Genomic DNA, 24940 nt, shown 5'->3' with positions numbered 1-24940 from the left:
GTCGTGCGCGGACGCGGGGCGCATTAGCCTGTATCCATGCGTGTTCACGTCGCCGACCACCCCCTCATCACCCACAAGCTCTCGGTGCTGCGCGACGCGCGCACCCCGTCGCCTGTCTTCCGGCAGCTGACGGAGGAACTCGTGACGCTCCTCGCGTACGAGGCGACCCGGAACGTGAAGGTCACGCCGATCGAGATCACGACCCCGGTCACCACGACCACCGGTGTGAAGATCTCCGAGCCTCGCCCCATCGTCGTCCCGATCCTGCGCGCGGGCCTCGGGATGCTCGAGGGTCTCGTCAAGCTGCTCCCCACGGCCGAGGTCGGCTTCCTCGGCATGGTCCGCGACGAGGAGACCTTCGAACCCACCACGTACGCCGAGCGCCTGCCGGACGACCTCTCCGACCGCCAGTGCTTCGCGATCGACCCGATGCTCGCGACGGGTGGTTCCCTGGCCGCTGCCATCCAGTTCCTCTTCGACCGCGGAGCGAAGGACGTCACGGCGATCTGCCTGCTGGGCACCCCGGAGGGTGTGGCGGCGATCGAGGCGATGGCGGGCGACCGCGACGTGACGCTCGTGCTGGGCGCTCTCGACGAGCGTCTCGACGAGAAGGGCTACATCGTGCCCGGCCTCGGAGATGCGGGCGACCGCCTCTACGGCACCGTCTGAGCACGGCGACCCGGTCGGGGAGCTCGTCCCAGGACCGCATCCCCTCGTCAGAGAGTCAACCGGTAGCCGCGTTCCTCGCCATAGCGGGTGAACCCGACCCGGGCGAGAATCGGGGCCGAGGTCGAGACGCGCCCCTTCACGAGCGCCGTCCGTGCACCACGCGCGGCGCTCTCCCGCAGGCGTTCGGCGAGCACGGCACGGTAGACGCCGCGACCGCGGTCGGCTTCGAGCGTCGCCGCCCCCCACAGTCGCGTGAACCCGTCGACGATGGTGCACCCGCCGGTGCTCACCGCGCGACCATCCACGCGGCCGAGCACACGAAAGCCCTCGCCGGCGTCCAGGGCCGCGGTCAGGTCGGCGAACTCGGCGCGCAAGCCGTCTTCGTCGAGCGGCTGCTGCTCCCAGACCGGGACGTTGATCGCGTCGACCTCGCGAAGTTGGTCCCTGGTGCGCACGACCTCCGCGGAGACACCGGACGGCACCGCGATGTCGCGTCCGACGGTCGGGCGCGCGAACACGGTGACGGTGTCGAAGTGCACGGCCCCGCGGCGGGAGAGCTCGTCCTCGAGGTCCGGGGTGTCGGCGGGGTTCGTCCAGAACGTGAACACGGTCTCCCCCCAGGCCCTGACGCGCTCCAGCGCGCGGTCCACGACCTCGGCGGCGGGGCGGGCCGACGTGACCTGTGAGCCACGGACTCCGCCGCCGAACCGCCCGGGGTAGCGGACGAGGAGCAGGTCGTCGCGGAGATGCTCGCTCCCCCGCGGGAACCAGGCCCACGCCGCGGCGGCGCGGAGGACCTCCTCGTTCGTCGGCATGCCGTCGCCGGATGCCGTCTGCGCGGATGCGGCCATCATGACTCCCCCTCTTCGGCGGCGCCCACCAGCCGAGCGAACGCGCTGAGTCGCGCTACGCCTTCCGGCGTGTACGGCAGGTCGTCGAGCAAAGCCGGCGAATGGACGAGGTAGGCCACGACCTGCGCGCGCGAGATCGCGACGTTGAGGCGGTTCTGCAGCAGCAGGAACTCCGGCCCGCGTGGCGCGTCGCGGCCACTGGACGCGGCGAGCGACGTGATCGAGACGACCGCCTCCTTGCCCTGGAAGTTGTCGACGGTGCCCACAGGGACGCCTCCGAATCCCGCCGCGGCGAGCGCATCGTTAATGAGCTGCCGCTGGGCGTTGTACGGCGCCACGACGATGATGTCCTCCGGCGTCAGCGGCCGCACCGTGCCGGCCGGATCGTTGTCGTGGAAGGCACGGCCGACGAGGTCGCGCACGATGCGCACGACCTCTGCCGCCTCCTCGGGCGACTGCGTCGCATTGCCGCGGTGCCGCAGCGGCACCACGTGCAGACCCGGGTCGACGCCCTCGACCGCGCGCCGCTCGGTACCGGGAGCGGAGGCGAGCTTTCCCGCATAGGCGAGCTTCGACACCGGGGCAGCCACGAAGGGGTGCATCCGCCAGGAGCGGGCGAGGAAGTAGCCGTACTCCGGTCGCACGACGGGGTCGCCGTCCATGACCCAGCCCAGCGCCGACGTATCGACGGGCTCGGGATGCGCGCCCTGGCTCACCTGCGGCAACTGCTGCGGATCGCCGAGGAGCAGCAGCCGTTGCGCACCGGCGGCGACCGCGATCGTGGAGGCGAGCGAGAACTGCCCCGCCTCGTCGATCACCAGGAGGTCGAGCTCCCCGCGGGCCACCCGCTGCGTGTTGCTGAAGTCCCATGCGGTGCCGCCTACGACGGCACCCTCGTTCTCGTGCTCGGCGAGGAAGGCGGCCATGCCGGTCTTCGGGATCACCGTGTAGCCGGCGTCGGCGCTGGCGTCCTTGGGGCACTTCGCCACCTGTGCCGGGGCGACTCCGTCGGCGACGACGCGCTCCAGCAGCGTCTCGATGATCGCGTGGGACTGCGCGACCACGCCGATCCGGAAGCCGTGCTCGTTGGCGAGACGGGCGATCACCTGCGAGCCCGTGTAGGTCTTCCCTGTGCCGGGAGGGCCCTGCACCGCGAGGTAGCTGCGGTCGAGGTCGAGGACTCCCCGCACGATCGCGTCGATCGGATCGTCGCCGGCGGCCGGAAGCACATTCCCCGACACCGTGCGCGGAGGCAGGCGGCGGAGGATGTCGGTGGCCGCGTCGTGGGGGAAGTCCGGGGCGGCCGCGTGCACCGCGTCCGCCCACTCGTCGATCGCCTGCTGCAGCGACACCACGCGAGGCGGCGCAGCAGGGGTCAGCGCGACGGGGAGCTCGTCCCAGGTCTGCCCCTGCACCGCGGACTCGGCCACGAGATACCCGTCGTCCAGCACCTCGACGACCGTGACCCCGTGCGGCACGTGCACCGCCCGAGAGGGGACGTCGGTGTCGAACGGGGCGGGGACGTCGTAGAGCGCGAAGGGCTGGGCGCCCGGACCGAGGGTCGTGCCCGGGGACACCTCGCCCCGGATTTCCAGCTCCCGCGACATCACCCTGCGGCCTTCGCCGATGCTCCAGTCTCGTCGAACGCGGGAGCGGGTGACATCGACCTTGATCACGTCGCGCGTGCCGTCCCACATCGTGACGGGCTCCCGCAGCCGCTGGAAGTGCGAGACCCAGAAGCTCTTCGCCTCGCGGGGGAAGTAGTCGATGGCCGCCGCCGCGATCCGGTGCACGAGCCCGTCGTCTCCCGCTTCGGCCGCCTGCTCCGCGTCGGCGAGCAGGGCGAGCGAGCGCGGCGACGGTTCGTAGATGACCTCGTCCGCGTCGTCCGGCGGCGCTGGCGCGACGCCCTCGGCGCGGGCGATGTCGATGAGCCAGTTGCGGAGCCGCCTGGTCGAGACGCAGTCGTAGCGGTTGTAGTCGGCGAGGTCGGCGAACACGGCCTCGGCCTCGGCCTGCGCGCCCGCCGCCGCGAGTTCCCGCGCCGCGACGTACTGCACGATGGAGTCGTCGCCTTTCTGGACATCGCTCGTGCGGACGTCGGCCCCCATGTAGAGGGGCTCGAGCTTCTTGATCGAGTAGGAGCGGGACCCCACGCGCACGGTCCGCAGCACCAGTGGATACAGGTCGACGAAGACACCCTCGCGGAGCAGGCGGTCGACCTCGCCCTCACGCACCCCGTGGCGGGCGGCCATCGCGACGAGGTGCGAGGTCTCATAGGGGGCGTAGTGGTAGATGTGCATGCCGGGGTGCGCGGCGCGGCGCACCTTCACGAAGTCGAGGAAGGTCTCCAGCGCACGTCGCTCCTCCGCGAACGAGTGCGCCCAGAGCGCGGTGTACTGGTCGGCGTTGTCGACCCAGCCGAACAGGTAGTCGAGTCCCCACTCTGCCTCCCCGTCGGGGGCAGGCTCGGTGTACAGCGGATCACCCTCGAAATCGAAGAAGATGTCTCCGTGACTCGGAACCGGGAGGGTGTGGATCGCTGCGGCGTAATGCACGTCGTACGTCGGGGCGCCCTCGGAATCGGCGCGCAACTGCACACGGGCCTGGGCGCGGAGGTTCTCGAACGTGTCGACGTTCATGCCCTCGGGAGCGCGCGTCGCCGCGGCCAGCTCGTCGATCGTGAGGATCCCGGCGGCCCGGAGCCGCGCGCGCTGGACGGGACGCATGCGGGCCACCATGAGGAGGTCCCGGTGGGCCAGCACCTGCTCCTCGCAGGTGGCGCAGCGCCCGCAGGCGACGACGCGCAGGTCGCCGCGGTCGTCGCCCCAGGCCAGCGGTGCGCCGGCGACGCCGTCGGCTACGGCGCGGTCGGCGATCAGAGCGCGGAGGCGCGCCCGACGGACGCGGAAGAGCGGAAGGAGATCGTCGACCGCGTGCGTGCTGACGCTGTTGTCGCCGTGGATGAGGTCGACCTCGTCGGCGCGCGGGATGCCGAGCCGGTCGAGCTGGTCGACGTATGCCGCGAGCTGCATGAGCGCCGTCACCCGGGCCTTGCGGGCGAGCTTGGAGTCCTGCACGCGCCAGCGTCCGTCGGCATCGCGGCGCAGGAAGTCGGCGAACCCGACGAACTCGTCGGTGGCGAAGGCCGCCTGGAAGACGACCAGCGCATCGGACCGGAGAGCGCTCAGCGTCTCGTCGACGGCGGCCGACAGGGCGTCGGAATCGCTCGACGAGACCTTGGCGATGCGGTGCACACGGTCCTCGCCGAGTTCGCGGACGTACCGGTCGAGCACGTTCTGCTCATGCACGTCCCCGAGCTGGGCAGCGCGGAGGAGCGTCGCATCCTCCGGCTCCTCGACCGCCGGGACCCGCCCCAGCTTCGCGTCGATCGCGCGGGACCAGGCGAACTCGCACTCGGCTGCCGCCTTGAGGTCGCTCGCGCTCCAGATGACCCGCTGCGCCTCCGTGTCGATCCGCACGATTCTCCCGTTCTGTCGGCTGCTTCGACACTATCCGCGGCATCCGACACGGCGAAAAGCGGGCGGTCCCCCCTGACGTGCCCCGGTCAGCGCCACCAGGTGTCGTCGGGCGTCACCGGCAGGTGACGCTTGTGCTGGGTCGCGAGGTACCGCGCCTCGATACGCCCGGCGACCTCGGGGTCCACCTCCCGGCCCTCGAGGAAGTCGTCGATCTGCTCGTACGTCAGTCCGAGCTCGTCCTCGTCCGTTCGCCCCGGCTGGTCGTCGAGGAGGTCGGCGGTGGGCACCTTGAAGGCCAGGCGCTCCGGAGCGTCGAGGAACTGGAGGAGGGAGCGCCCCTGCCGCTTCGTGAGCCCCGCGAGCGGGAGGACGTCAGCCGCCCCGTCTCCGAACTTCGTGTAGAAGCCGGTGATGGCCTCGGCGGCGTGGTCCGTCCCGATGACGATCAGTCCCTCGTGCCCGGCGAGCGCGTACTGTGTCACCATGCGGAGGCGGGCCTTGATGTTGCCGCGGTTGAAGTCGGAGATGTCACTGGAGACGGCGGACTCGATGTCCTTCTCGACGCCTTCGACGCCGTTCTGGATGTTCACCTCGACCGACGCGTCAGGCGCGATGAAGTCCAGTGCGGCCTGGGCGTCCTCCGCGTCGTGCTGCACGCGATACGGGAGCCGTACCGCCAGGAACGTCGCCTCGCCCCCTTCGGCGCGCACGCGTTCCACTGCGAGCTGCGCGAGCCGTCCGGCCAGCGTCGAGTCCTGGCCGCCGGAGATGCCGAGGACATATCCCTTCGCCCCCGTCGTGCGCAGGTACTCGGCGAGGAAGCCGACACGGCGCTCCACCTCCGCCTCGGGATCGATGTCGGGCCGGGCGCCCAGGTCTTCGGCGATCTGCTTCTGCAACGACACGTTGTCCTCCGCTCATCGGTTCGCTCCAGTATCCCCCTTCCGTGTTTCGCGCGGGTCACACCGCCGCGCGGACGCGCTATCCAGCCGCGACCTGAGAGACTGGGGCAGTGAAGCTCCTCGTCGCCGCCCTCGAGTCCGAACTGTCCGCCTTCCCCGAGGAGCTCGACGGCTTCGATCGCCTGGTGACCGGCCCGGGAAAGCTGCCGGCGACCTACGCCCTCACCCGCGCCCTCGATGCGAAGACCTACGACGAGGTCGTCGTCGTCGGGACCGCGGGTTCCATCGAGAAGGGGCGCCCGTATGCGGTGCACGAGATCGCGACCGCGGTGCAGCACGACGTGATCGACCTCGACGGCGTCGTCGGCCGGCACGTCTCGCTCCCGCCGCAGGTGAGCACGGGCCGCGAGGGGGTCGTGATCGCCACGGGCGACCATTTCGTGAATGACGCCGAGGTCACCGCCGTGATCCGGCCGATGGGTGCGGCGCTGGTGGACATGGAGACCTACGCGTACATCTGGGTCGCGGGACAGTTCGGCGTGCCCATCCGCGCTTTCCGCGCCGTGTCGGACCAGGCGGAGGACGGTGCCCTGGCCGACTTCCGCGAGGCGATCGCCCGGTGCAGCATCGAGCTGCGCGAGGTGATCCGCGCCGAGTACGGGGTCTGACCTCAGCGGGTCTCGATGACGCTGGGTCCGTTCGGGAGGGCCCGGACGGTGAGCTGCGCGGGGATCTGCTCCTGCATCGCCTCCACGTGGCTGATGACGCCGACCGTGCGTCCGCCCTGCCGGAGTTCATCGAGCGTACGCATCGCGACGTCGAGGGTGTCGCCGTCGAGCGAACCGAACCCCTCGTCGATGAAGAGCGTGTCCAGGCGGATACCGCCGGCGCGTGCGGTCACGACCTCGGCCAGTCCGAGGGCGAGTGCGAGTGACGTGAGAAAGGTCTCCCCGCCGGACAGCGACTGCGGAGGGCGGGTCTGTCCGGTGAAGGCGTCGGCGACGACGATACCGAGGCCGGAGGCGGCGCCCCGCGCGGCGAGCGCATCGGAGTGCTGCAGGCGGTACCGGCCTTCCGACATGTCGTGGAGGCGGCGGTTGGCGGCCTCCACGATCTCCTCGAGCTCCGCCGCCAGCACGAAGGTCTCCAACGTCATCTTGCGGGTGTTCGCCCCTCGTCCGGCGATCGTGTCGGCGAGCGCCTGCAGCACCTCGAACGCTGCGGCATCCTCCGCGGTGCGGGCGTGCTCCTCCTTCGCCGCGTCGATGAGACCGGCAAGCCGCGCTGCGTCCCCGGCGGCCTGCGTCGCCTGGTCGACGGCCGCCGACCAGGCCGCTCTGGCGTCGCGTGCGGCCTGCTCCACCGGCGCGAGGTCGATGGGCTCCTCCGGCAGCGTTCGCAGTTCGAGGTCGAAGAGGAGGGCGCGCTCCTTCTCCCGCTGCACCGCGTGCGTCGTCACCCGTTCCTCGAGCGCCGTCTGCACCGCGAGCGGACGGAGCGCCTCCACGACCGCGCCGACATCCGGGAACTCGGAGGACCCCAGAGCCGCATCCTGCTCGTCGGCGGCCTCCGTCGCCGCCTGCTGCCGCCTCACACGCTCGGCCTCGGCGTCGAGGAGCCGTCGGGCCACGGCCAGCTGTGTCGTCGCCTCCGACAGCCTCTCCGTGACCGACACGTAGTCCCCGCGGGCCGCGTCGATCGACGCTCGGGCGTCGTCGTCCCGTTGTGTGACCAGCGCCAGTCGCTCGCGTGCCGCGGCGAGGGCCGCGGCGTCCTGGCTGCGACGAACCTCGAGTGCGTCCTGCTGGGACGCGAGCGCCGCGAGTTCGGCGTCCCTCTGTTCCAGGGTCTCTGCGGCGGCGCGGGCTTCCCTTTCCGCGGCGACCGCGGCGTCGAGCTCGGCCGCCGCCGTCCGCGCCTCACGCCCGTCCGCGCGCGCCGTGGCCGTGGCGAGCCGGACCTGCAGCGCGGTGCAGGTCGATGCCACCTGCTGCTCGCGCTTCGCGGCCTCGTCCCGTCGGGATTCTGCGGTGGCGATGTCCTCTGCGGACACCGGGTCGACATGCTCCGCCGGGGCCGGGTGCTCGCGGGCACCGCACACCGGGCAGGCGTGGTCATCGACGAGGGAGGAGGCGAGCTCCCCCGCCATCCCGTCCATCCGGCGCTGTCGGAGGTCGGCGAGAGCCGATTGGGCGGCGGCGTGCGCGGAGGTCATCTCCGCCAGCGTCCGCTCGGCGGCGGTGCATTCCTGTCGCAGCCGCTCGGCCTCCTCCGCGGCCTCGCGCCGAGATTCCGCGGCGACCCGCGCGCTTTCCAGGCCGGGGAGCCGATCGGCGAGCCGACGAGCCTCATCCCGCCCGGCGGTCACCTCGGCGATCCGCGCGGGCAGGGCTTCGCGCTCCGCCTCACCGTCCTCCCACCGTCGCTCGGCGGTGGCGACGGCCGCCGCCGCGCTCTCGCGCTCCTCGGCCCGAAGCGGTGCCTCCGCCTCCAGCGCGGCCGCTCGTTCCCAGCCTCCGGACTCGCGCGTGCGCTCGGTGATCCACCCGTCCAGATCGTCGGCCTCGATACCGAGCAGATCCCACGCCTCGCGCGCTCGCGCCGCCGCAACGACGGCTTCGGAGGCGGCCGACGCCGCGCGCTCGGCCGCCGTGATCGACGACCGCAGCGCCTCGGCCGCCCGAGCCTTGGCGAGTTCCGCCTTCGCCTCGGCGATGGCCGAGTCCTCGTTGTCGAGACGTGCCAGCGCGACGCGCGCACGGTCCCGCTCACTCTGCGCACGCTGGTCGTCGCGCGCTGCGCCGAGGGCGGCATCGGCGGCTTCAGACCGCTTCTCCGCCTCCAGCCGATCAGCGGCACGACGTTCGGCCCGGTACGCGGCGCGGGACCGCGCTCGTTCGAGCTCCGCCAGACGCTCGGCGGCCGTCGAGCCCGTGCCCTCACCCTCGGCCAGGGTGTTCTCTTCGCCGTCGGCCGCATCGCGCCCGAGGTCGGCGTCCGCCACCAGGCGCTCCGCCTCGTCCAGCCGCGCGGAGACCGTGGCGAGACGGGTCCCGAGGTTCTGCTCGGCGCGGCGCCGGCGCTCGTCGAACCGCGCCTGCACGTCTTCGAAACGCTCCGTGCCGAAGAGCCGACGTAGGAGGGCCTGGCGGTCTCTACTGCCCGCCAGGAGGAACTCGGAGAATCTGTTCTGGGCGAGCAGGATCACCTGCAGGAACTGCTCGCGGCTGAGCTGGAGGATGTCGTCCAGCTCGTGCGCCACGTCGACTGCCCGCGCCGCGCGCCCGACCCAGCCGTCGTCCGTGAGCTCCTCCAGGGAGACCGCCGCCGCCTGCTTCGTCAGGCCGCCGCCCCGACGTGCCGGCCGGAGGTACTCGGGCGAACGCGTGACCCGGTATCGACCCGACGGCGTGCTGAACTCGACGACAACCTCGGAGGGGTCGTCCGGTTCGCTGTGATCGCTCCGGAGCCTTTTCTCGCCGCCGTCGTACCGGGGCACCCCGCCGTACAGCCCGAAGCAGACCGCATCGAGGATGCTCGACTTCCCGGCACCGGTGCGGCCGGCGATGAGGAAGATCCCGTCGTCGGCGAAGGCGTCGAAGTCCACGGTCTGCCGCGCACGGAACGGCCCGAACCCTTCGACTTCCAGGCGATGCAGCCGCACTAGACGAGGGCTTCCGCGCGGACCCGGTCGTCGAGCACCTCGCGGATCAACTCGCGCTCGACCTCGGTTGCTCCCTGGCCGGCGCGCACGTGCTCGAGGAACGCCTCGATGCGGTCGGCATCGGTCACCGCGGAGCGCAGTCGCTCGCCGTACGACCGGTCACGCTCCTCCCCGACCACCGCGGGCTGATGCTGCACCATGGCGCAGTGCGGGTATGCCTCGCGCAGCCGCCGCATGGGCTCGGTCTGCGGCACGGAGTCGGTGTAGACGGCGCACACCCAGGCGTCAGCGTGCGCGGCGATGTTCTCTGCGGAGAGGATCTCGTCGAAGGAACCCGTCAGGGTGACCAGGCGACGCGGTACGGGGAGGTCCAGCCACTCGACACCCGCGAGGCCGTCGGCATCCAGGTGGACGAGCCAGGAGCCCCGCGGCTTGTGCTGCTCACCGAAGCTGTAGTGCAGCGGAGCACCCGCGTACCGCACCCGCTCGCTCACCTGCTGGCGTCCGTGGATGTGACCCAGCGCGACGTAGTCGGGGCCGTCGAACGCGCGGAGGGGGACGACGTCGAGCCCGCCCTGCCGCACCTCGCGCTCCAGGCCCTCCGTCGGCTCCACCCCCGCGGCGAAGCAGTGGGCGACCGCAACCGATCGGCCCTCGTGCGCCTGCATGCCCGCGCGGACGAGGGTCATCGCGTGCGTCATCGTCTGCGCCTGCGTGCGCAGCTGTCGCCCTTCGACGTCGCCCTCCGGCCAGTGCTGGCGGACGATCGCGGGTTCCAGGTAGGGGATCCCGAAGAAGTGCACGGGCCCGTGGATGTCGTCGATCGTGACCGGGGTGCCGACCGCGAGGGGGTCGGTCAGGACGTGGATGCCGTCACGCAGGAGCCGAGCCTGGAACCCCAGACGCGCGGCGGAATCGTGGTTACCGCTGGTGACGACCACCCGCGCGCCCGTCTCGTGCAGAGCGACGAGGGCGTCACCGAGCAGCGTGTACGCGGCGGCGGACGGCGTCGCGGAGTCGAACACATCGCCGGCGACGACCACGACGTCGACCGCGTGCTCCCTGACCTGAGCCGTCAGGGCGTCGAGCACCTCGGCCAGCGCGTCCATGGTCGCGTTGCCATGGAACGTCCGGCCGATGTGCCAGTCCGAGGTGTGCAGGATCCGCATAGCCCCACGGTACGAAGCCCCTCGGACATTCCGTCAGAGGCGTGCCGCGTGAGCCGTCACCCGATCGACGAGGAGGAAGCGGAAGGTCCCCGTGACCCACCCTCGTCGCGACGGCCGGCACGCGGTGATGCGAGATGCGCTGTGCACCTTCACCTGTGCGGCGTGCGGGGCTGCGCGATGCGAGATCTGGGCTGCCCTCCGCCCACAGGTGCCGGCTTGCCCCGCCGGCTGAGGGTTGTGCCCGCTCCGCCGCGACTACCGACTTCCGCTCTCCTCCTCGAGGTCGTTCGACCAGTTCGCCTGCTGGATCCGGTTGTCGAGCTCTCGGAGCTCCTGGGCGACGACGTCGGCCCGCGCACGCAGCGCGGCGACGGGGAGCGCCGACACCTGCCGCAGCTCCGAACGCATCTGGCGCAGGTACGGCTCGCTGGCCCCCGAGGCCGCGGCCGCCGCGTCCGCGAGCACGGAGTGGCGTAGGCGCAGCACGTCCCGCGCGGCGAGCGCGTCGGTCATCGTCCCGTCCGCGCCGAGATCGAGGCGGGCGTTCGTGACGTTGATACGACGGATCAGCCCCTGCAGCCGGATGAGCGCGGCGTCCGCCTCCTCGATCAGCGCGGCAGCGTCCTCGGCTGGCTCCTCGCCCTCCTGATAGCGGGCGTTCGCGACGATGCGCGCCCGCAGTTGCTCGATGCGGCGCTGCAGGTCGGCGCGGGCGGCGAGGGCTTCGGCGAGTCTCATGTCCTCATCCTCGCAGGCGGTCGTCGTAACAGTTCGTCACACGGCCGGAGGGTCAGCGCGTGCGGAGGAGCCCCGCCCGCTCGGGGTGGGCGGCGAACCACTCCGCCACGTACCAGCAGACGGCGTCGACCTTGCGGTCGCCACGCTCCGCGATGTCGGCGACGGCCCCCTCGACCACCTTCCCCGCGTATCCGTTCCCGCGGAATGCCGGGACGGTGTAGGCCCGGGTGAGGGCGACGGTGTGTCCGTCGTCCCGGTAGTCGAGCACGCTGACGAGCTTCCCGTCGCGCGTGAGCGTGTATCGCGATGCGTCCTTCTCGTCGGTCAGGATGAAGCCGCCGACGGTGTGCGAGATCGTCATCCCCGTCACGTTACGCCTCTTGCGACGCGCCCGGGCGTTTTGACATGTCCCGTCACGATCCGACATAATCCCCCCATGACCATCAACGCACGCCCTTTGTCCGCCCAGGAGGCGAACGGGACTGCCGGGATGATGATGCCCGGTCGCGTTGACATGTGTTGCCGAATGTGTCGCTGAACGAACAGCCACCCCGCCTGACCTGACTCCTCGCCATCTGCGAGAGCAGCGTCCCGAGCACACACCCGTGCTCGCTTCCCCGGCTCCGCCGGTCATTCATGCAACGCATCCGAGCCCCCTTCCCGTCGGGCTCACGTCCTGAGGACCCATCATCATGTCGAACTCCGCCCTTCTCGAGCGTCCCGCCGTCACCGCCGCGACCCGCACCGCCCGTCCCGCCGAGTCGCCGGCACCGCTGGCCCCTGCCGGCGCCGACCTTCCCGCCGTCCGCTCCCCCCGCGGCTTCGCGCTCTACGTCGGCCTGGACGAGATCAAGGCCGCCGAGGCCGGCGTGAGCCTGCCGCTGCTCGTCGACGCCCTCCGCCGCACGCTGGCCGAGCTCGCGCCCGGCGCCGAGACCCACGCCACCGTCGCTCTGGCCCCGCACGGCTCCGGAGGCCGCGACCTCGACGTCGTGCGCCTCGCCCTGCAGGAGCCGGGGGCGGTCGCCCGCACCAAAGCTGCCGCCGAGGAGGAGACGACACCGGAGGAGTCCGGAGTGACCGTCGACATCTCCCGCAAGCGCGTCCTCATCGACGGCGAGTCCGCGGCCTTCACGTACAAGGAGTTCGAGCTGCTGCAGTACCTCGTCCTCCGCGAGGGCCGGACGATCGAACGGAGCGAGCTCGTCGCGGCGCTGTGGCAGGCCCAGGACGACGAGACGCCCGGCGAGCGCACGATCGACGTGCACGTGCGCCGGCTGCGCGCGAAGCTCGGTCGTTACGAGGACATCGTCCGCACGGTCCGTGGCATCGGCTACCGCTTCGACCGTCACGCCGACGTCGTCATCCGGTACGGGCACGGCACCCCGTCGCCCGACCGCTTCTGAGCCGCTCCGCATCGTCCCGGAGGCCGGTGTCAGGAGCCGCGCGTAGGGTGGGCACATGACCCTCGCCACCGCCCCTGCGACGGCGGGCGCCGTCCACGCGGAGGCTCCGCGGGAGACCACGTACCGCCCGCCGCATCCGCTCGATCTCCGGCGCACCGTCGGCATGCTCCGCCGCGGCGGCACCGACCCGACGATGCTGTTCGACGGTCCGGTCATCTGGCGGGCGGTCCGCACCCCCCAGGGTGCGTCGACGCTCGCCCTGCGGATGTCCGGGGACGAGGTGAAGGCGACCGCCTGGGGGCCCGGAGCCGAGTATGCGCTCGCGCTCGTCCCGGCACTGTGCGGCGCCTCCGACGATCCTTCCGGGTTCGATCCCTCGCGGCATCCTCTCATCGCCGAGGCCGCCCGGCGCCACCCCGGCGTCCGGCTCGCGCGGACGGACGAGGTCTTCGACGCGCTCGCCTGCGCCATCCTCGAGCAGAAGGTGACCTCCATGCAGGCCTTCGGTGCCTGGCGGTACCTCGTATCGCGCTTTGGCGACCCGGCACCGGGGCCGACGCCGCGACCGATGGCCGTTGCTCCCACAGCAGCGCAGTGGCGACGCATCCCGTCCTGGGCGTGGCATCGCGCCGGGGTGGAGCCGCCGCAGTCGAAGACCATCGTGCGGGCGGCGGAACGCGGCGACCGCATCGCGGCTGCCGTGCGGGCCGCCCCGACCGGCCCTGACCGCGACCGCGTGCTCACGAGCCTGCCCGGAGTCGGCGTCTGGACGGCCGCGGAGACGCGCATCCGCGCCCTCGGCGACCCCGATGCCGTCAGCGTGGGCGACTACCATCTGGCGCACGAGGTCGGGCACGCTCTCACCGGACACCGCACGGACGACGCGGGAATGATCGAGCTGCTCGCCCCCTGGGCCGGACATCGCCAGCGCGTCATCCGCCTCATCTTCGCGAGCGGCGTCGTCGAACCGCGACGAGGACCCCGGCTCGCCCCGGAAGACCACCGACGGCGCTGACCGGTCCGTTCTCGCGATGGGCCCCGTATGCTGAGCGCATGTCCCGCTCCGCCCTGCGCATCTTCGTCACGGTCGGCCTTCTGATCGCCGGTGTCGTCCTCGGCCTCATCTTCCAGAACGTCTGGCTCGGCGTGCTGCTCGCGGCGATCGTGTGGTTCGGCTGGTTCCTCGGCTACGAGTCCCGGCGCGGTCACAACGCCGGTGTGAACGACGAGGACCACGGCGTCGAGCTCTGACCCGCCTCAGTAGTAGACGGCGAGCGGGCCGGACGGGCCGTCCACGACCTGCACCGGGGTGTCGAAGACGCGGCTCAGCACGTCGTCCGTCATGATCTCGGCCGGGGTGCCGAACTCCACCACGCGGCCGTCCTTCATGGCGCAGATGTGATCGGCATAGTGCCCGGCGAAGTTGATGTCGTGCAGCACGATGACGATCGTGCGCCCGAGCTCCTCGGCCGCCCGCCGCAGGTGCTTCATCATCTGCACCGCGTGCCGCATATCGAGGTTGTTGAGGGGCTCGTCCAGCAGCACGAACTCGGTGTCCTGGGCGAGGACCATGGCCACGTAGGCCCGCTGCCGCTGCCCGCCCGAAAGCTCGTCGAGGTAGCGTCCCTCGAGCGTCCCCAGATCGAGGAAGTCGATCGCCTGGCTGATGACCTCCTCGTCGACCTTCGTCAGGCGTCCCCGGGAGTGCGGGAAGCGTCCGAAGCCCACGAGCTGACGCACCGTGAGTCTGGTCACGAAGTGGTTCTCCTGGCGCAGGATCGAGACCACCTTGGCGAGGTCCTTGGACTTCGTCGTGGCGACGTCGAGGCCGGCGATCTCGATGGCGCCGGCGTCCATCCCGTTGAGCCGCCCGATCATCGTCAGGAGCGTCGACTTGCCCGCCCCGTTCGGTCCGATCAGTGCGGTGATCCCGCCGGTCGGGATGCGGAGGTCGACGGGGCCGATCGCGACCTCGCTGCTGTAGTCACGGCGGACGCCGTCGAGTGCGATCACAGTCTGCCCTTTCGGAGGATGACGATGAGGAACACGGTGCCGCCCACGATCTCGATGAGGATCGACACCATGCCCTGCGCGTAGAAGACGTTCTTCATGACGAAGTACGCCCCCGCGAGGATCGAGAACGCGGTGAGGACGGCGACCGGGAAGATCAACCGATGGTCGTGCGTGTCGGCGAACTGGTAGGCGAGTGTCGCCACGAGGAAGCCGAGGAAGGTCATCGGCCCGACCAGGGCCGTCGAGGTGGCCATCAGCACGGCGACGAGCGTCAGGACGAGGAACTGCTCCCGGCGGTGGTCGAGCCCGAGCGACCGCGACGCGTCGGGACCGAGCGCCAGCACGTTCAATCGTCGGGAGCGCAGCCACAGCAGGAGGGACGCCGTGATGACGAGGGGGATCGCGAGCGGGAGGTACGACGGGTCGGCGTTGGAGACATTGCCGAACAGCCGGGCGGCGAGCACGTCGAACTCGCTCGGGGTGAGCAGCCGCTGCATGAAGGTCGCGATCGCGCCGAGACCGCCCCCGATCACGATGCCGACGAGCAGCATGATCTGGAGGTTGCCGTAACGGCCGGAGAGGAGCCACCCGTAGAGCAGGACGGCGAGCCCGACCATGATGAGCACCTGGAGGGCGAACTGACCGACACCCTGGATCGCCACCAGCCCTGCGACGCCGAAGAGGTACACGGTCGTGGTCTGCACGACGCGGTACAGCGACTCGAACCCCATGATCGAGGGCGTGATGATCCGGTTGTTCGTGACCGTCTGGAAACTGACCGTGGCGACGGCCTGCGCGACTGCGACGAGCGCCATCACGACGACGGCCGTCGCGCGATGCTGAGCGATGCGCCAGAATCCGGCCGTGCCGACGGGCAGGGGGTTGTCCCAGGCGAGAAGACCGAACGCGGAGCCCACGGCGATCACGCCGAGGACCACCAGCACGACGATGTATCGGCGTCGCGCCCGCGGGGTCGTGAACGCCCCGGCCGAGCGCGCCGTCCGCGCGGCCTCCGTCGCCGTCATCGTCGCCTCAGCCACGACGACGCTGCCGAAGGAGGAGGAGCACGAACACGACAGCGCCGACGACACCGAGGATCAGCGACACCGGCACTTCGAACGGCATGATGATCGTCCGGCCGATGATGTCGCAGACGGTGACGATGGCGATGCCGAGCAGACACACCCACGGCAGGTTGCTGCGCAGGTCGTCGCCGCGGACCATCGAGACGATGTTCGGGACGATCAGTCCCAGGAAGGGAAGGTTGCCGACGACGACGGTGACCACACCCGTCGTCACCGCGATCAGAGCAGTGCCGAGCAGGATCATCCGGTTGTAGTCCACCCCGACGTTGGTGGCAATCTCCTCCCCCAGCCCGGCGATGGTCAGCCGGTCGGCCACGAGGAACACGATCACGCCGATGACCGCGACGATCCACAGCATCTCGTACTGTCCGCGCATCACCGACGTGAAGCTGCCAGCGAACCAGACGCCGATGATCTGCAGGGAGTTCGTGACGAGCGCGAAGTAGGTCGTGATCGCGCCGACCACCGCGCCCAGCATGATGCCGATGATGGGCACGATGAGCGACGACTTCAGCGCGACGCGGCGAAGGAAGGCAAAGAACACCATCGTCCCGACGAACGCGGCGAGCACGGCGCCGGCCATCCGCAGCGGAAGGGACGGTTGCGGCACGAGCACCATCACGGTGAGGAGCCCGAGCCCGGCCCACTCCGTGGTCCCGGTGGTGGTCGGCTCGACGAAGCGGTTCTGGGTGAGCAGCTGCATCACGAGGCCGGCCATCGCCATCGCGGCGCCGGCGAGCACGAGTGCGATCGTGCGGGGGACGCGCGTGATCTGGAACATCTGCGCGCCGTCGTCCGCACCGGCGATGTCGTACACCCCCGTGAAGAGCGAGAGCGCCAGGAGCGCCGCCACGACGACGACGCCGATGAGCAGCTTCGTATCGAACAGCCGTGCGGACGCCCGCGGTGCCGAGGTGAGGAGAGAAGAGGTCATGAGGGAGATGCCGGCGGCGGCGTCCCCGGTCGGGGACGCCGCCGCACAGCCCTTACTTGTCGGCGCTCTTCTCGAGCGCGTCAGCGAGGTCGTTGAGGAACGTCGTGTACGTCTGGATGCTCTCGTTGAGGTAGGTGTCCGTGGGCATGTAGACGATCTGGTCGTCCTTCACCGCGGTCACGCCCGCGAGCGCCTCGGAGCTCTCGATGATCTCCGCGGCCTGGACGTAGTCGGGCGTCTCCGCGGCGAACACGGCGTCGCGATCCAGCACGAGGATCCAGTCGGGGTTCGATGCCGCGATCGCCTCGACCGAGATCTCGTCGCCCTGGTGGTCGTCGGTCGCGTCGTCGACCTGCAGCGCCGGGGTGAGGCCGAGCATGTCGTAGATCGGGCCGAGCGAGCGGCCGACCGTCGGGGCGAGGTAGCCGATCTGGCCGCCCGAGGTGTTCACGGCCATGACGGTGTCGGCGTCGTCGTAGGCCGCCTTCGCGCGGTCGACGGCGGCGTCGAACTCCTCGACGAGCTTCTCGGCCTCGTCCTGCTTACCGAAGATCTCGCCCAGGGTGGTGGTCTGCCGCTTGAGCTCCTCGTCGAACGGCTCGCCGTCCCGGGGCTCCAGGTCGATGATCGTGGCGTCAGGGACGAGGTCCGCGATGGCCTCGTTGTGCTGAGTGAACCGCTGGCCGCTGATGATGAGGTCGGGATCGGCGGCGACGATGGCCTCGAGGTCGGGCTCGGTGTGCAGGCCGACGTCGACGATGTCCTCGTCCTTCGCGTACGACACCGTTTCCGGCATGAGGGAGACCGCACCGGCGGAGAGCTCGACGCCCCAGTCGGAGAGGGTCTGGAAGGTCCGGTTGTCCAGAGCGACGACCGAGGTCGGCGGCGTCGCGATCTCGTGCGTGCCGGTGTTGTCCTCGATGGTCACGGTCCCCGATTCCGCCGTCGTCGCTGCCGGTTCGGCTTCGCCGCCGGATGCGCAGCCGGAGAGGGCGAGCAGTCCGACGAGAGCGACGCTCGGGACGGTGAGAGTTCTGGGCACGGACATGGAGAGACTCCTGTTCTGCGGGGATGTGTGCGCCCTTGCGGGGCGCCGGACCGGCGGGCGGGCGAGCCGACCGCGTCGGTTTTTAGGTTAGCCTTACTTTATGAGCGATACGAAATCCGGTTTCTCGATCGAGCGTCGCGGCCTCGAGCTGCGCTTCCGCAACGTCACGTTGAGCGCCCGCGAGTGGCTCGCCCCGGATTTCGTGCGCGTTCGCCTGTCCGGGCCGGACCTCGCCGGCTTCGACTCCCCCGGCTCCGACGACCACATGCGGCTCTTCTTCCCGAGCGGCCCCGTGGACTCGGTGGAGGAGCTGCGCGCCGCCCCGAGCCGCGAGTACACGCCGCTCGCCTGGGGAGACGACTGGCTCGACGTCGAGTTCGCCGTGCATGGCGACCAGGGCGTGGCCGCGCCGTGGGCCGCGAAGGCCCCGCTCGGGTCGACCATCGGCGTCGGCGGGCCGCGCGGCGCCGCCGTCCTCACCGGAGAGCCAGGATCCTGGCTCCTCGTCGGCGACGAGACCGCGATCCCCGCCATCCGCCGCTTCTCCGCCCTCATCCCCGAGGGCGCCCCCGCACGCATCGTCATCGAGACGGTGTCGGCCGGCCGCGAGGTCGAGATCGACGCTCCGGTGCCGGTCGAGTGGCTGCACCGCGGCGAGGCGCCTGCCGGCTCCGCGCTGATCGCCTTCCTCGACGCCCTCACCGCGGACGACCTCGTCGGAGACGACCCGTTCGTGTTCATCGCCGCCGAGCAGTCCATCGTGAAGCCCGGCCGGGCCCTGCTCGCACGCTGGGGCGTGGACAGCGCGAACGCCGTCGTGAAGGGCTACTGGAAGCGCGGCGAGGCCGAGTACCACGCACCCCACTGACAGGGAGTCGCTGCGCTGACAGACTGGGCGCATGGCTCTCCTCGATCACCTGGGCATCACCGTCGCCGACCTCGAACGCGGACGGGCGCAGTTCCATCCCGTGCTCGCCGCACTCGGCTACGAGTCCGGCGGGGAGGACGATCACTCGATCTCCTGGCACACCGGCGACGAGACCGAGATCATCCTCTATACGTGGGACGACGATTCCGCACCCCACCGCCACGGCCGGGTCGGCTGGCAGCACATGGCCTTCGCGGTGCCGTCGCGCGCCGAGGTCGACCGGCTGCATGACCTCGCTCTCGAAGCCGGCTGGACCTCCGTGCGCGAGCCGAAAGAGTACCCGCGATACAGCGAGCGGTATTACGCGTCCTTCGTCGAGGACGCCGACGGCATCCGACTCGAGTTCATGCACAACCCGCCGAAGGACGCTTGACGCCCGGGCGTGTCGCATCCTAGGGTGGCAACCCTGTGCCGATCGGCCCAGTACGCCAGCCGAGGAGACGACGGATGACCGCCCTGCGGAACCTTCCCTACGCCGTGGCATTGCCGCTTCCGCAGAAGCGCAATGACCGCGACGAGTCGTACCCTCCGGCGCGAGCCGTGTGACAGCATCCGCTCTCACCACGCCCCGCACCGTCAGGTCCGGGGCGTTCTCCATGACGAGACCTTCCCGACCTGTGGCCGGACACCACCACAAGGAAAGGAATCATGGAGAGGCTCTCCGCACGGCTGCTGTCGTGGGCATCCCTGATCGATGAGAAGACCCTCGATCAGGCCCGCACCACCGCACGCATGCCGTTCATCCACCCGCACCTGGCGCTGATGCCGGATGCGCACCTCGGCAAGGGAGCGACCGTCGGCTCGGTCATCCCGACGCTCGGTGCGATCATCCCCGCGGCCGTCGGCGTGGACATCGGCTGCGGCATGATCGCCGTCCGCACGCCGTTCACGAAGAACGACCTCGTCGGGCACGACCTCGCCGCGCTCCGGGAGCAGATCGAGCGCGCGATCCCGCTGTCCGCCGGGCGCTACAACAACAAGATCGTGGCGACGGCCGCACCGCGCATCGCCGAGCTGGAGGAGCGGGCCTCCGCTGCCGAGCTCGATCCGGAGAGCTATGCGAAGAACTGGCGGCTCCAGCTCGGCACACTCGGGTCGGGAAACCACTTCATCGAGGTCTCGGCGGATGAGCTCGACCGGATCTGGCTGTTCCTGCACTCCGGTTCCCGCGGCGTGGGAAACAGGATCGCGGGGCACCACATCGCGGTCGCGCAGCGGCTGGCGAAGCAGTGGTGGATCGACCTCCCCGACCCCGACCTGGCCTACCTCGTCGAGGGGACACCGGAGTTCACGCGCTACATCCGGGAACTCCGGTGGGCGCAGCACTTCGCCCTCCTGAACCGCGAGGAGATGATGGACCGCGTCATCCGGCAGCTCTCCGCGTTCCTCGGCGCCCCCGTGGAGGAGATGGAGCGGATCAACTGCCACCACAACTTCACGGAGTCGGAGATGCACTTCGGAAAGCGGGTGTGGGTGTCCCGGAAGGGCGCGATCCAGGCGGATGCGGGCCGGCCGGGACTCATCCCCGGGTCGATGGGCACCGCGTCCTACGTCGTGGAGGGGCTCGGCGACCCGCTGTCGCTGAACTCCTCACCGCACGGCGCCGGGCGGGAGTACTCCCGGTCCGCGGCGCGGAAGACGTTCACGCACGCGCAGCTGCGCGAGGCGATGGTCGGCATCGAGTTCCGCGACACCGACGCCTTCATCGATGAGATTCCCCAGGCCTACAAGCCCATCGACCGTGTGATGGAGGATGCGGCGAGCCTGGTGCGGATCCGGCACACGCTGCGGCAGCTCGTCAACGTGAAGGGCGACTGACGAGGAACCGGGCGAGGAGGGATTCTCGCCCGGTTCTTCCTCCCCAATCCGTGCGCTTCCGTAATGACTCCACAGAGCGCGGGCCCCCGAAGTTGGCACTCGCCAGGATGCTGGCAGGCTGAAGGATCCGGTGCCACGATGAGGGGATGGAAACCATGGACGGTGCACAGGTCTGGACCATGATCGGCGCGTTCACGGCGCTGATGACGGGCATGCTCACGGTCGTCTCGACCCTGTTCATCCGCGTCCTGCGTAGCGAGATCGGCGGTGTGCGCAGCGAGATCGGCGGCGTGCGCGAGGAGATGAACGGTCAGATCGGCGGCCTGCGCAACGAGATGAGCGCGCGCTTCGACGCGGTCAACGCCCGGTTCGACGCCGTCGGCACCCGCATCGACGGCCTCGACCGCGATGTGCAGGCGCTCGTGAAGCGCAGCTTCGGACTGGATCGGGAGTGAGGATCGACGCATGAGGATCGTCGTCGCAGGAGGGACCGGCGTCGTCGGCACGCCCACGGTGGAGGCCGTCCGGAGCGTGGGTCATGAGGTCGTCGTGCTCAGCCGTTCGCACGGCGTCGACCTGGTCAGCGGGCGCGGGCTGGAGGCGTCGCTATCCGGAGCCGACGCCGTGATCGATGTCGTGAGCGTCGAGACCTTGAAGGCGAGCACAGCGATCGAGTTCTTCACGGCGGCCACCGGGAACCTCCTCGCCGCTGCCGCGGACGCCGGCGTGGGGCACGTCGTCCTGCTCTCCATCGTCGGCGTCGACCGGATCCCCTACGACTACTACGCGGGCAAGGTGGCGCAGGAGAAACTGGTCTCCGCATCCGCCGTCCCCTCGACGATCCTCCGGGCCACGCAGTTCCACGAGTTCGCCGCGCAGATGTTCGCCCGGGCAAAGGTCGGTCCGCTGCACCTCGCTCCGCGCGCGCGGACCCAGCCCGTGGCGGCACGCGAGGTCGCCGAACGCTTGGTGGCACTCGCGACCGGGAAGCCGCAGGGTCGGGTGCCCGACCTCGCCGGGCCCCGCGAGGAGCAGCTCGCCGCCATGGTCCGAGCGTATGCGCGACGCATCGGATACCGCGGCTGGGTCCCGGCGCTGAACGTCCCCGGTCCGCAGATGGCAGGGATGCGCGCGGGGAAAGCGCTGCCGGGGCCCGACGCGATGCTGGGGACCCAGACCTTCGAAGAGTGGCTTGCGGCATCGGAGGAACGACGCGCAGACTGAACGCAGGCGGGGCCTTTCCACTGTCGACAGCCACCGGGAGCACGCATGGCGAACCTGAATCCGTATCTGTCCTTCCGCACCGAGGCCCGCGAGGCGATGGAGTTCTACCAGAGCGTCCTCGGCGGCGACCTCGACATCAGCGTCTTCGGCGAGTTCCCCGACATGGTGCAGGATCCGAGTCAGGCTGATCTCGTGATGCATGCCCAGCTCACGACGCCGGACGGTCTCGTCCTCATGGCCTCGGACACGCCGGAGGGCATGACCTACGAGAAGCCTCAGGGTATCTCCGTGTCCCTCAGCGGTAACACCCAGGACGTCACGCAGCAGGTGTGGGACCGGCTCTCCGAGGGCGCCACGATCACGATGCCGCTCGACGTGCCGCCGTGGGGCGGGACGTTCGGCATGCTCATCGACCGCTTCGGGATCGCCTGGATGCTGCACGGCGACCCGGAGTGACCGCGGCACTCAGCGCGGCAGCACGGCGCGGCACGCGAGATGCAGCGCCAGCCGCGCCTCGGGATCGCTCATGTCGATCCCGAGGAGCTCCTGCACGCGGCGAATCCGCACGGCAACCGTGTTGCGGTGCAGGCCGAGCGCGGCCGCCGTGGCCGCGATGCCGGACTCGTGATCGAGGTAGGCGGACAGCGTGGTGAGCAACTCGCCATTGCCTTCGGCGAGGGGCGCCAGCAGCGACTGCGCCGCCGGGACGAAGGTGTCATTGCCCGTCCAGGCGAGCAGGAGCTGTTCGAGCCCGAGACTGTCGACGCGGACGAACCATCCCGTCGCGGATCGGGCAGCGGCGATACGCGCCGCATCACCGGCCTCGTCGAGCGTCGCCGCCAGCCCCTCCGGTCCGGACTGAGCCGAGCCCACGCCCGTCGCCACGGCGAAGTCCCGGAGCATGGCGAGGTGCAGTGCGCGTAGCGCGGCGACGGCCCGCTCGATGCGATCCGGCTCCGGTGCCTCAGCGAACGAGAGCCAGCCGCTCAGGCCCCGGCCCGCTGTCGTCGCGTGCGCCTCGGCATCGATCGCGCTGAGCCCCGGCCTGATGGCACGAAGCAGCCCGAGCGGCTCCACGCGTCCGCGCGCCACCATGCGGAAGCCGAGATGATGCCCGCCGGTGCGCCATCCCCGCTCCGCCATCCGGCGCTCCACGTCGGCGTCGGCCGCACCCCGCAGCTCCACGAAGTCGCGCAGCAGTCCGGACGACGCGGCGACGTCGTTCACCGCCGCGATCTCATCGATGAGGATGCGGGCGGCCACGGCGGGCATGGCGACCTCTGCAGCCACCGTGAGCGACTGGAGTTGCGCTTCCCCGAAGCCGCTCCCGAAGAGGACGAGACGCAGACCGGACCGGCCGGGGCTGTCCACGCGGACGGAGGCGGCCGCGCCGTCCCCCGCCCTGGCACCGTCGCTCCACGCGTCGAAGCGGATCACCGCGTGCAGCTCGGCATCGAGATGTCCCCCGGCCTCACGCAGCACTCCCGCGGCGTCGATGAGCGCGACACCGACGCCGAGGTTCGCCGCGAGGTGCCCGAGCAGGTCGCCGAGGTCGTCGGCGGCGTACTCGAAGGATTGCGCGACCTTCCGCACGCGCGTGAGCGTGAGCGCGTCCCTGGCCTCGATGAGCATCCAACAGGCGCGCGCGAGCTGGACCGGCCGCTCGACGTCGAGCACCGTGAGACCGATCCGATCGGCGAGACGAAGCGCTCCGGCATCGAGCGTCGCCGCGGCAGGGAGAGCGAGGCCGGTGAATCCCCGGTCGCGGACCCGGCGGAGCATCGCGTCCTGCTGCCAGGTCGTCGTCGGCGCGGCCGCGGTGAGGATCGCGAGGCGGGCGCCCCCGTCGTCGGGAAGGTCCGATTCCGCAGCCTCCACCACGACCGCGTCCCACCCGGTCCCGCGGGGGCCGGCGACGTGGCGGACAGTGCCGTTCTCCTCCTGCGCCAGCAGTGCTCGAAGCTCCAGTGTCCCGCTCACGCCACGTCCAGATCGGCCAAGCCGTAGGCGGAGGGGACGACCCGCAGCCGCCGGTCGGGACGCTCGTTCCACCACTCCGGAGCGGGCAGGGCGATGGCCGCCACGGTGCGGCCGGGGCCGAGCTCCGTGACCTCGAGGATCTCTCGGGAGACCGCGTCCACGAGCACGATGATGTCGGGTGCCGCCGCGACGAGCAGGCCATCGGTGAGCACGGCCAGTGTCTCGGAACGGGTGACGACACGGTGGACCGCGCCGCCGAGACCCGCGATCTCGATCGCGTTCACGTGGGGGTCTGTGCGCGAAGGCGCGCCGCCGACGATGCGCCCTTCGGCGAGCAGCGCGCCGCCGAGCGCGTGCGCCAGCACGGGCAGCGGGGCGAATCGATGCGCCAGGAAGTTGCGGCCGAGCGCCAGGGCACGAGAGAGGTGATCGGCGATGGCGTGCTCCCGCAGGTCGCCGACGGTGAAGCCGGCCAGCACGGCGCAGCCCACCCCGCCGGCCTGGACGATGGCCGAGCGGACCACGCGCTCCGCATCGATCGCCCTGGTCGCCTCCACGAGGGCCACCCCGTCCGCCCCGGTCTCGCAGGCGAAGACCAGGCCAGGCACGCGGTCGACGAAGAGCGACATCTGATCGAGCCCCGGGACCGCGCGCCCCGTGCAGTCGGCATCCACCACGGTGTGCGATCCGGCGAGGGTGAGCGGCGCGAGGCCGTTCATCCCCCCGCCTTCGAGCGAGCACACCGCCGGGACGGGGTGACCGAGCCACCGCTCCACCGCCCGCAGCAGCGGGGCGAAGGGCGCGGCGCCGGGCATCCGCTCGCCGAGCAGCATCGTCGACCCGACGAAGGCCACCCCGAGACAGGGCGTCGCGGCATCGAGCGCGTCCGCGGGCGCGACATCGAGGGGCCAGTGCGCGGTGGTGCCGAGAATGAGCTCGAGCATCGTCGTGGAGCCGCCTCCGCCGGAGCCGAGCAGCGCGTACCCGCGGGCGAGCGCCTCCAGATCGTCCCGCTCCAGCCTCATGCGA

At 70.8% G+C, this 24940-nt stretch carries 24 protein-coding genes; 11 read left to right on the top strand and 13 right to left on the bottom strand.

Annotated elements, in window-relative coordinates; all coding sequences use genetic code 11:
• Positions 1-36: 36 nt before the first annotated feature.
• Complete coding sequence (upp, locus tag FY549_RS07450) at positions 37-669, top strand: uracil phosphoribosyltransferase (RefSeq protein ID WP_025104476.1); 633 nt, start codon at positions 37-39, stop codon at positions 667-669.
• Positions 670-716: 47 nt separating this feature from the next.
• On the opposite strand, the gene FY549_RS07445 is transcribed toward upp, so the two are convergent.
• From FY549_RS07445 to nadE, 3 genes are all read right to left on the bottom strand, one after another.
• Positions 717-1523, bottom strand: a complete 807-nt coding sequence (locus FY549_RS07445) for a GNAT family N-acetyltransferase (RefSeq protein ID WP_149084479.1) — start codon at positions 1521-1523, stop codon at positions 717-719.
• The gene (locus FY549_RS07440) at positions 1520-5002 is read right to left on the bottom strand and encodes a TM0106 family RecB-like putative nuclease (protein WP_149084478.1); all 3483 of its coding nucleotides are present in this window, start codon (positions 5000-5002) and stop codon (positions 1520-1522) included. Before FY549_RS07440 ends, FY549_RS07445 begins: the two co-directional genes overlap by 4 nt.
• Positions 5003-5088: 86 nt before the next feature.
• Complete coding sequence (gene nadE, locus FY549_RS07435; protein ID WP_149084477.1) at positions 5089-5907, bottom strand: ammonia-dependent NAD(+) synthetase; 819 nt, start codon at positions 5905-5907, stop codon at positions 5089-5091.
• Positions 5908-6014: 107 nt separating this feature from the next.
• Here nadE and FY549_RS07430 point away from each other — a divergent pair, with 107 nt between their 5' ends.
• The gene (locus FY549_RS07430) at positions 6015-6572 is read left to right on the top strand and encodes a nucleoside phosphorylase (protein WP_149084476.1); all 558 of its coding nucleotides are present in this window, start codon (positions 6015-6017) and stop codon (positions 6570-6572) included.
• A 2-nt stretch (positions 6573-6574) separates the two neighbouring features.
• On the opposite strand, the gene FY549_RS07425 is transcribed toward FY549_RS07430, so the two are convergent.
• The 4 genes from FY549_RS07425 to FY549_RS07410 all read right to left on the bottom strand — a co-directional run bounded on the left by FY549_RS07425 (position 6575) and on the right by FY549_RS07410 (position 11836).
• The gene (locus tag FY549_RS07425) at positions 6575-9568 is read right to left on the bottom strand and encodes an AAA family ATPase (RefSeq protein ID WP_149084475.1); all 2994 of its coding nucleotides are present in this window, start codon (positions 9566-9568) and stop codon (positions 6575-6577) included.
• Positions 9568-10737 (bottom strand): exonuclease SbcCD subunit D, encoded by a 1170-nt coding sequence (locus FY549_RS07420; RefSeq protein WP_149084474.1) that lies wholly within the window; start codon positions 10735-10737, stop codon positions 9568-9570. Before FY549_RS07420 ends, FY549_RS07425 begins: the two co-directional genes overlap by 1 nt.
• Before the next feature lie 255 nt (positions 10738-10992).
• A complete protein-coding gene (locus tag FY549_RS07415) occupies positions 10993-11475 on the bottom strand; it encodes a DIP1984 family protein (RefSeq protein WP_149084473.1) in 483 nt (160 codons plus the stop codon).
• A gap of 52 nt (positions 11476-11527) precedes the next feature.
• Entirely contained in the window at positions 11528-11836 is a 309-nt protein-coding gene (locus FY549_RS07410) for a GNAT family N-acetyltransferase (RefSeq protein ID WP_149084472.1), read from the bottom strand.
• A gap of 331 nt (positions 11837-12167) precedes the next feature.
• On the opposite strand from FY549_RS07410, the gene FY549_RS07405 reads away from it, so the two are divergent.
• The 3 genes from FY549_RS07405 to FY549_RS07395 are packed head-to-tail and all read left to right on the top strand — an operon-like array spanning position 12168 to position 14132.
• On the top strand, positions 12168-12881 hold the full coding sequence (locus FY549_RS07405; protein WP_149084471.1) for a winged helix-turn-helix domain-containing protein: 714 nt from the start codon (positions 12168-12170) through the stop codon (positions 12879-12881).
• 55 nt (positions 12882-12936) lie between these two features.
• Positions 12937-13896: a DNA-3-methyladenine glycosylase family protein gene (locus FY549_RS07400; protein ID WP_149084470.1), complete on the top strand. Its 960-nt coding sequence runs from the start codon at positions 12937-12939 to the stop codon at positions 13894-13896.
• A gap of 38 nt (positions 13897-13934) precedes the next feature.
• Positions 13935-14132, top strand: a complete 198-nt coding sequence (locus FY549_RS07395; protein ID WP_101847336.1) for a hypothetical protein — start codon at positions 13935-13937, stop codon at positions 14130-14132.
• A 6-nt stretch (positions 14133-14138) separates the two neighbouring features.
• On the opposite strand, the gene FY549_RS07390 is transcribed toward FY549_RS07395, so the two are convergent.
• Genes FY549_RS07390 through FY549_RS07375 form a run of 4 tightly spaced genes read right to left on the bottom strand, consistent with a single transcriptional unit; the run spans position 14139 to position 17961 of the window.
• Complete coding sequence (locus FY549_RS07390; protein WP_149084469.1) at positions 14139-14894, bottom strand: ABC transporter ATP-binding protein; 756 nt, start codon at positions 14892-14894, stop codon at positions 14139-14141.
• Positions 14891-15919 (bottom strand): iron chelate uptake ABC transporter family permease subunit, encoded by a 1029-nt coding sequence (locus FY549_RS07385; RefSeq protein ID WP_149086031.1) that lies wholly within the window; start codon positions 15917-15919, stop codon positions 14891-14893. Before FY549_RS07385 ends, FY549_RS07390 begins: the two co-directional genes overlap by 4 nt.
• 7 nt (positions 15920-15926) lie before the next feature.
• Positions 15927-16913, bottom strand: a complete 987-nt coding sequence (locus FY549_RS07380; RefSeq protein ID WP_149084468.1) for an iron chelate uptake ABC transporter family permease subunit — start codon at positions 16911-16913, stop codon at positions 15927-15929.
• Positions 16914-16965: 52 nt separating this feature from the next.
• Entirely contained in the window at positions 16966-17961 is a 996-nt protein-coding gene (locus FY549_RS07375) for a siderophore ABC transporter substrate-binding protein (protein WP_149084467.1), read from the bottom strand.
• 100 nt (positions 17962-18061) lie between these two features.
• Here FY549_RS07375 and FY549_RS07370 point away from each other — a divergent pair, with 100 nt between their 5' ends.
• From FY549_RS07370 to FY549_RS07345, 6 genes are all read left to right on the top strand, one after another.
• Positions 18062-18829, top strand: coding sequence for a siderophore-interacting protein (locus FY549_RS07370; protein WP_149084466.1), 768 nt, complete (start codon positions 18062-18064; stop codon positions 18827-18829).
• Between the two features lie 31 nt (positions 18830-18860).
• Positions 18861-19262, top strand: a complete 402-nt coding sequence (locus FY549_RS07365; protein WP_149084465.1) for a VOC family protein — start codon at positions 18861-18863, stop codon at positions 19260-19262.
• 275 nt (positions 19263-19537) lie between these two features.
• The gene (locus tag FY549_RS07360) at positions 19538-20707 is read left to right on the top strand and encodes an RtcB family protein (RefSeq protein WP_149084464.1); all 1170 of its coding nucleotides are present in this window, start codon (positions 19538-19540) and stop codon (positions 20705-20707) included.
• A 146-nt stretch (positions 20708-20853) separates the two neighbouring features.
• Positions 20854-21162 (top strand): hypothetical protein, encoded by a 309-nt coding sequence (locus FY549_RS07355; RefSeq protein WP_149084463.1) that lies wholly within the window; start codon positions 20854-20856, stop codon positions 21160-21162.
• A gap of 10 nt (positions 21163-21172) precedes the next feature.
• Entirely contained in the window at positions 21173-21931 is a 759-nt protein-coding gene (locus FY549_RS07350) for an SDR family oxidoreductase (RefSeq protein ID WP_149084462.1), read from the top strand.
• A 45-nt stretch (positions 21932-21976) separates the two neighbouring features.
• On the top strand, positions 21977-22387 hold the full coding sequence (locus tag FY549_RS07345; protein WP_149084461.1) for a VOC family protein: 411 nt from the start codon (positions 21977-21979) through the stop codon (positions 22385-22387).
• A 9-nt stretch (positions 22388-22396) separates the two neighbouring features.
• Here FY549_RS07345 and FY549_RS07340 read toward each other — a convergent pair whose 3' ends face one another.
• Positions 22397-23911, bottom strand: coding sequence for a helix-turn-helix domain-containing protein (locus FY549_RS07340; protein ID WP_149084460.1), 1515 nt, complete (start codon positions 23909-23911; stop codon positions 22397-22399).
• Entirely contained in the window at positions 23908-24936 is a 1029-nt protein-coding gene (locus tag FY549_RS07335; RefSeq protein ID WP_149084459.1) for a DUF917 family protein, read from the bottom strand. Before FY549_RS07335 ends, FY549_RS07340 begins: the two co-directional genes overlap by 4 nt.
• Between the last annotated feature and the right edge of the window lie 4 nt (positions 24937-24940).

This window comes from Microbacterium sp. 1S1, assembly GCF_008271365.1.
Lineage (GTDB): Bacteria > Actinomycetota > Actinomycetes > Actinomycetales > Microbacteriaceae > Microbacterium.
This window is presented reverse-complemented; position numbering and strand designations above follow the sequence as displayed.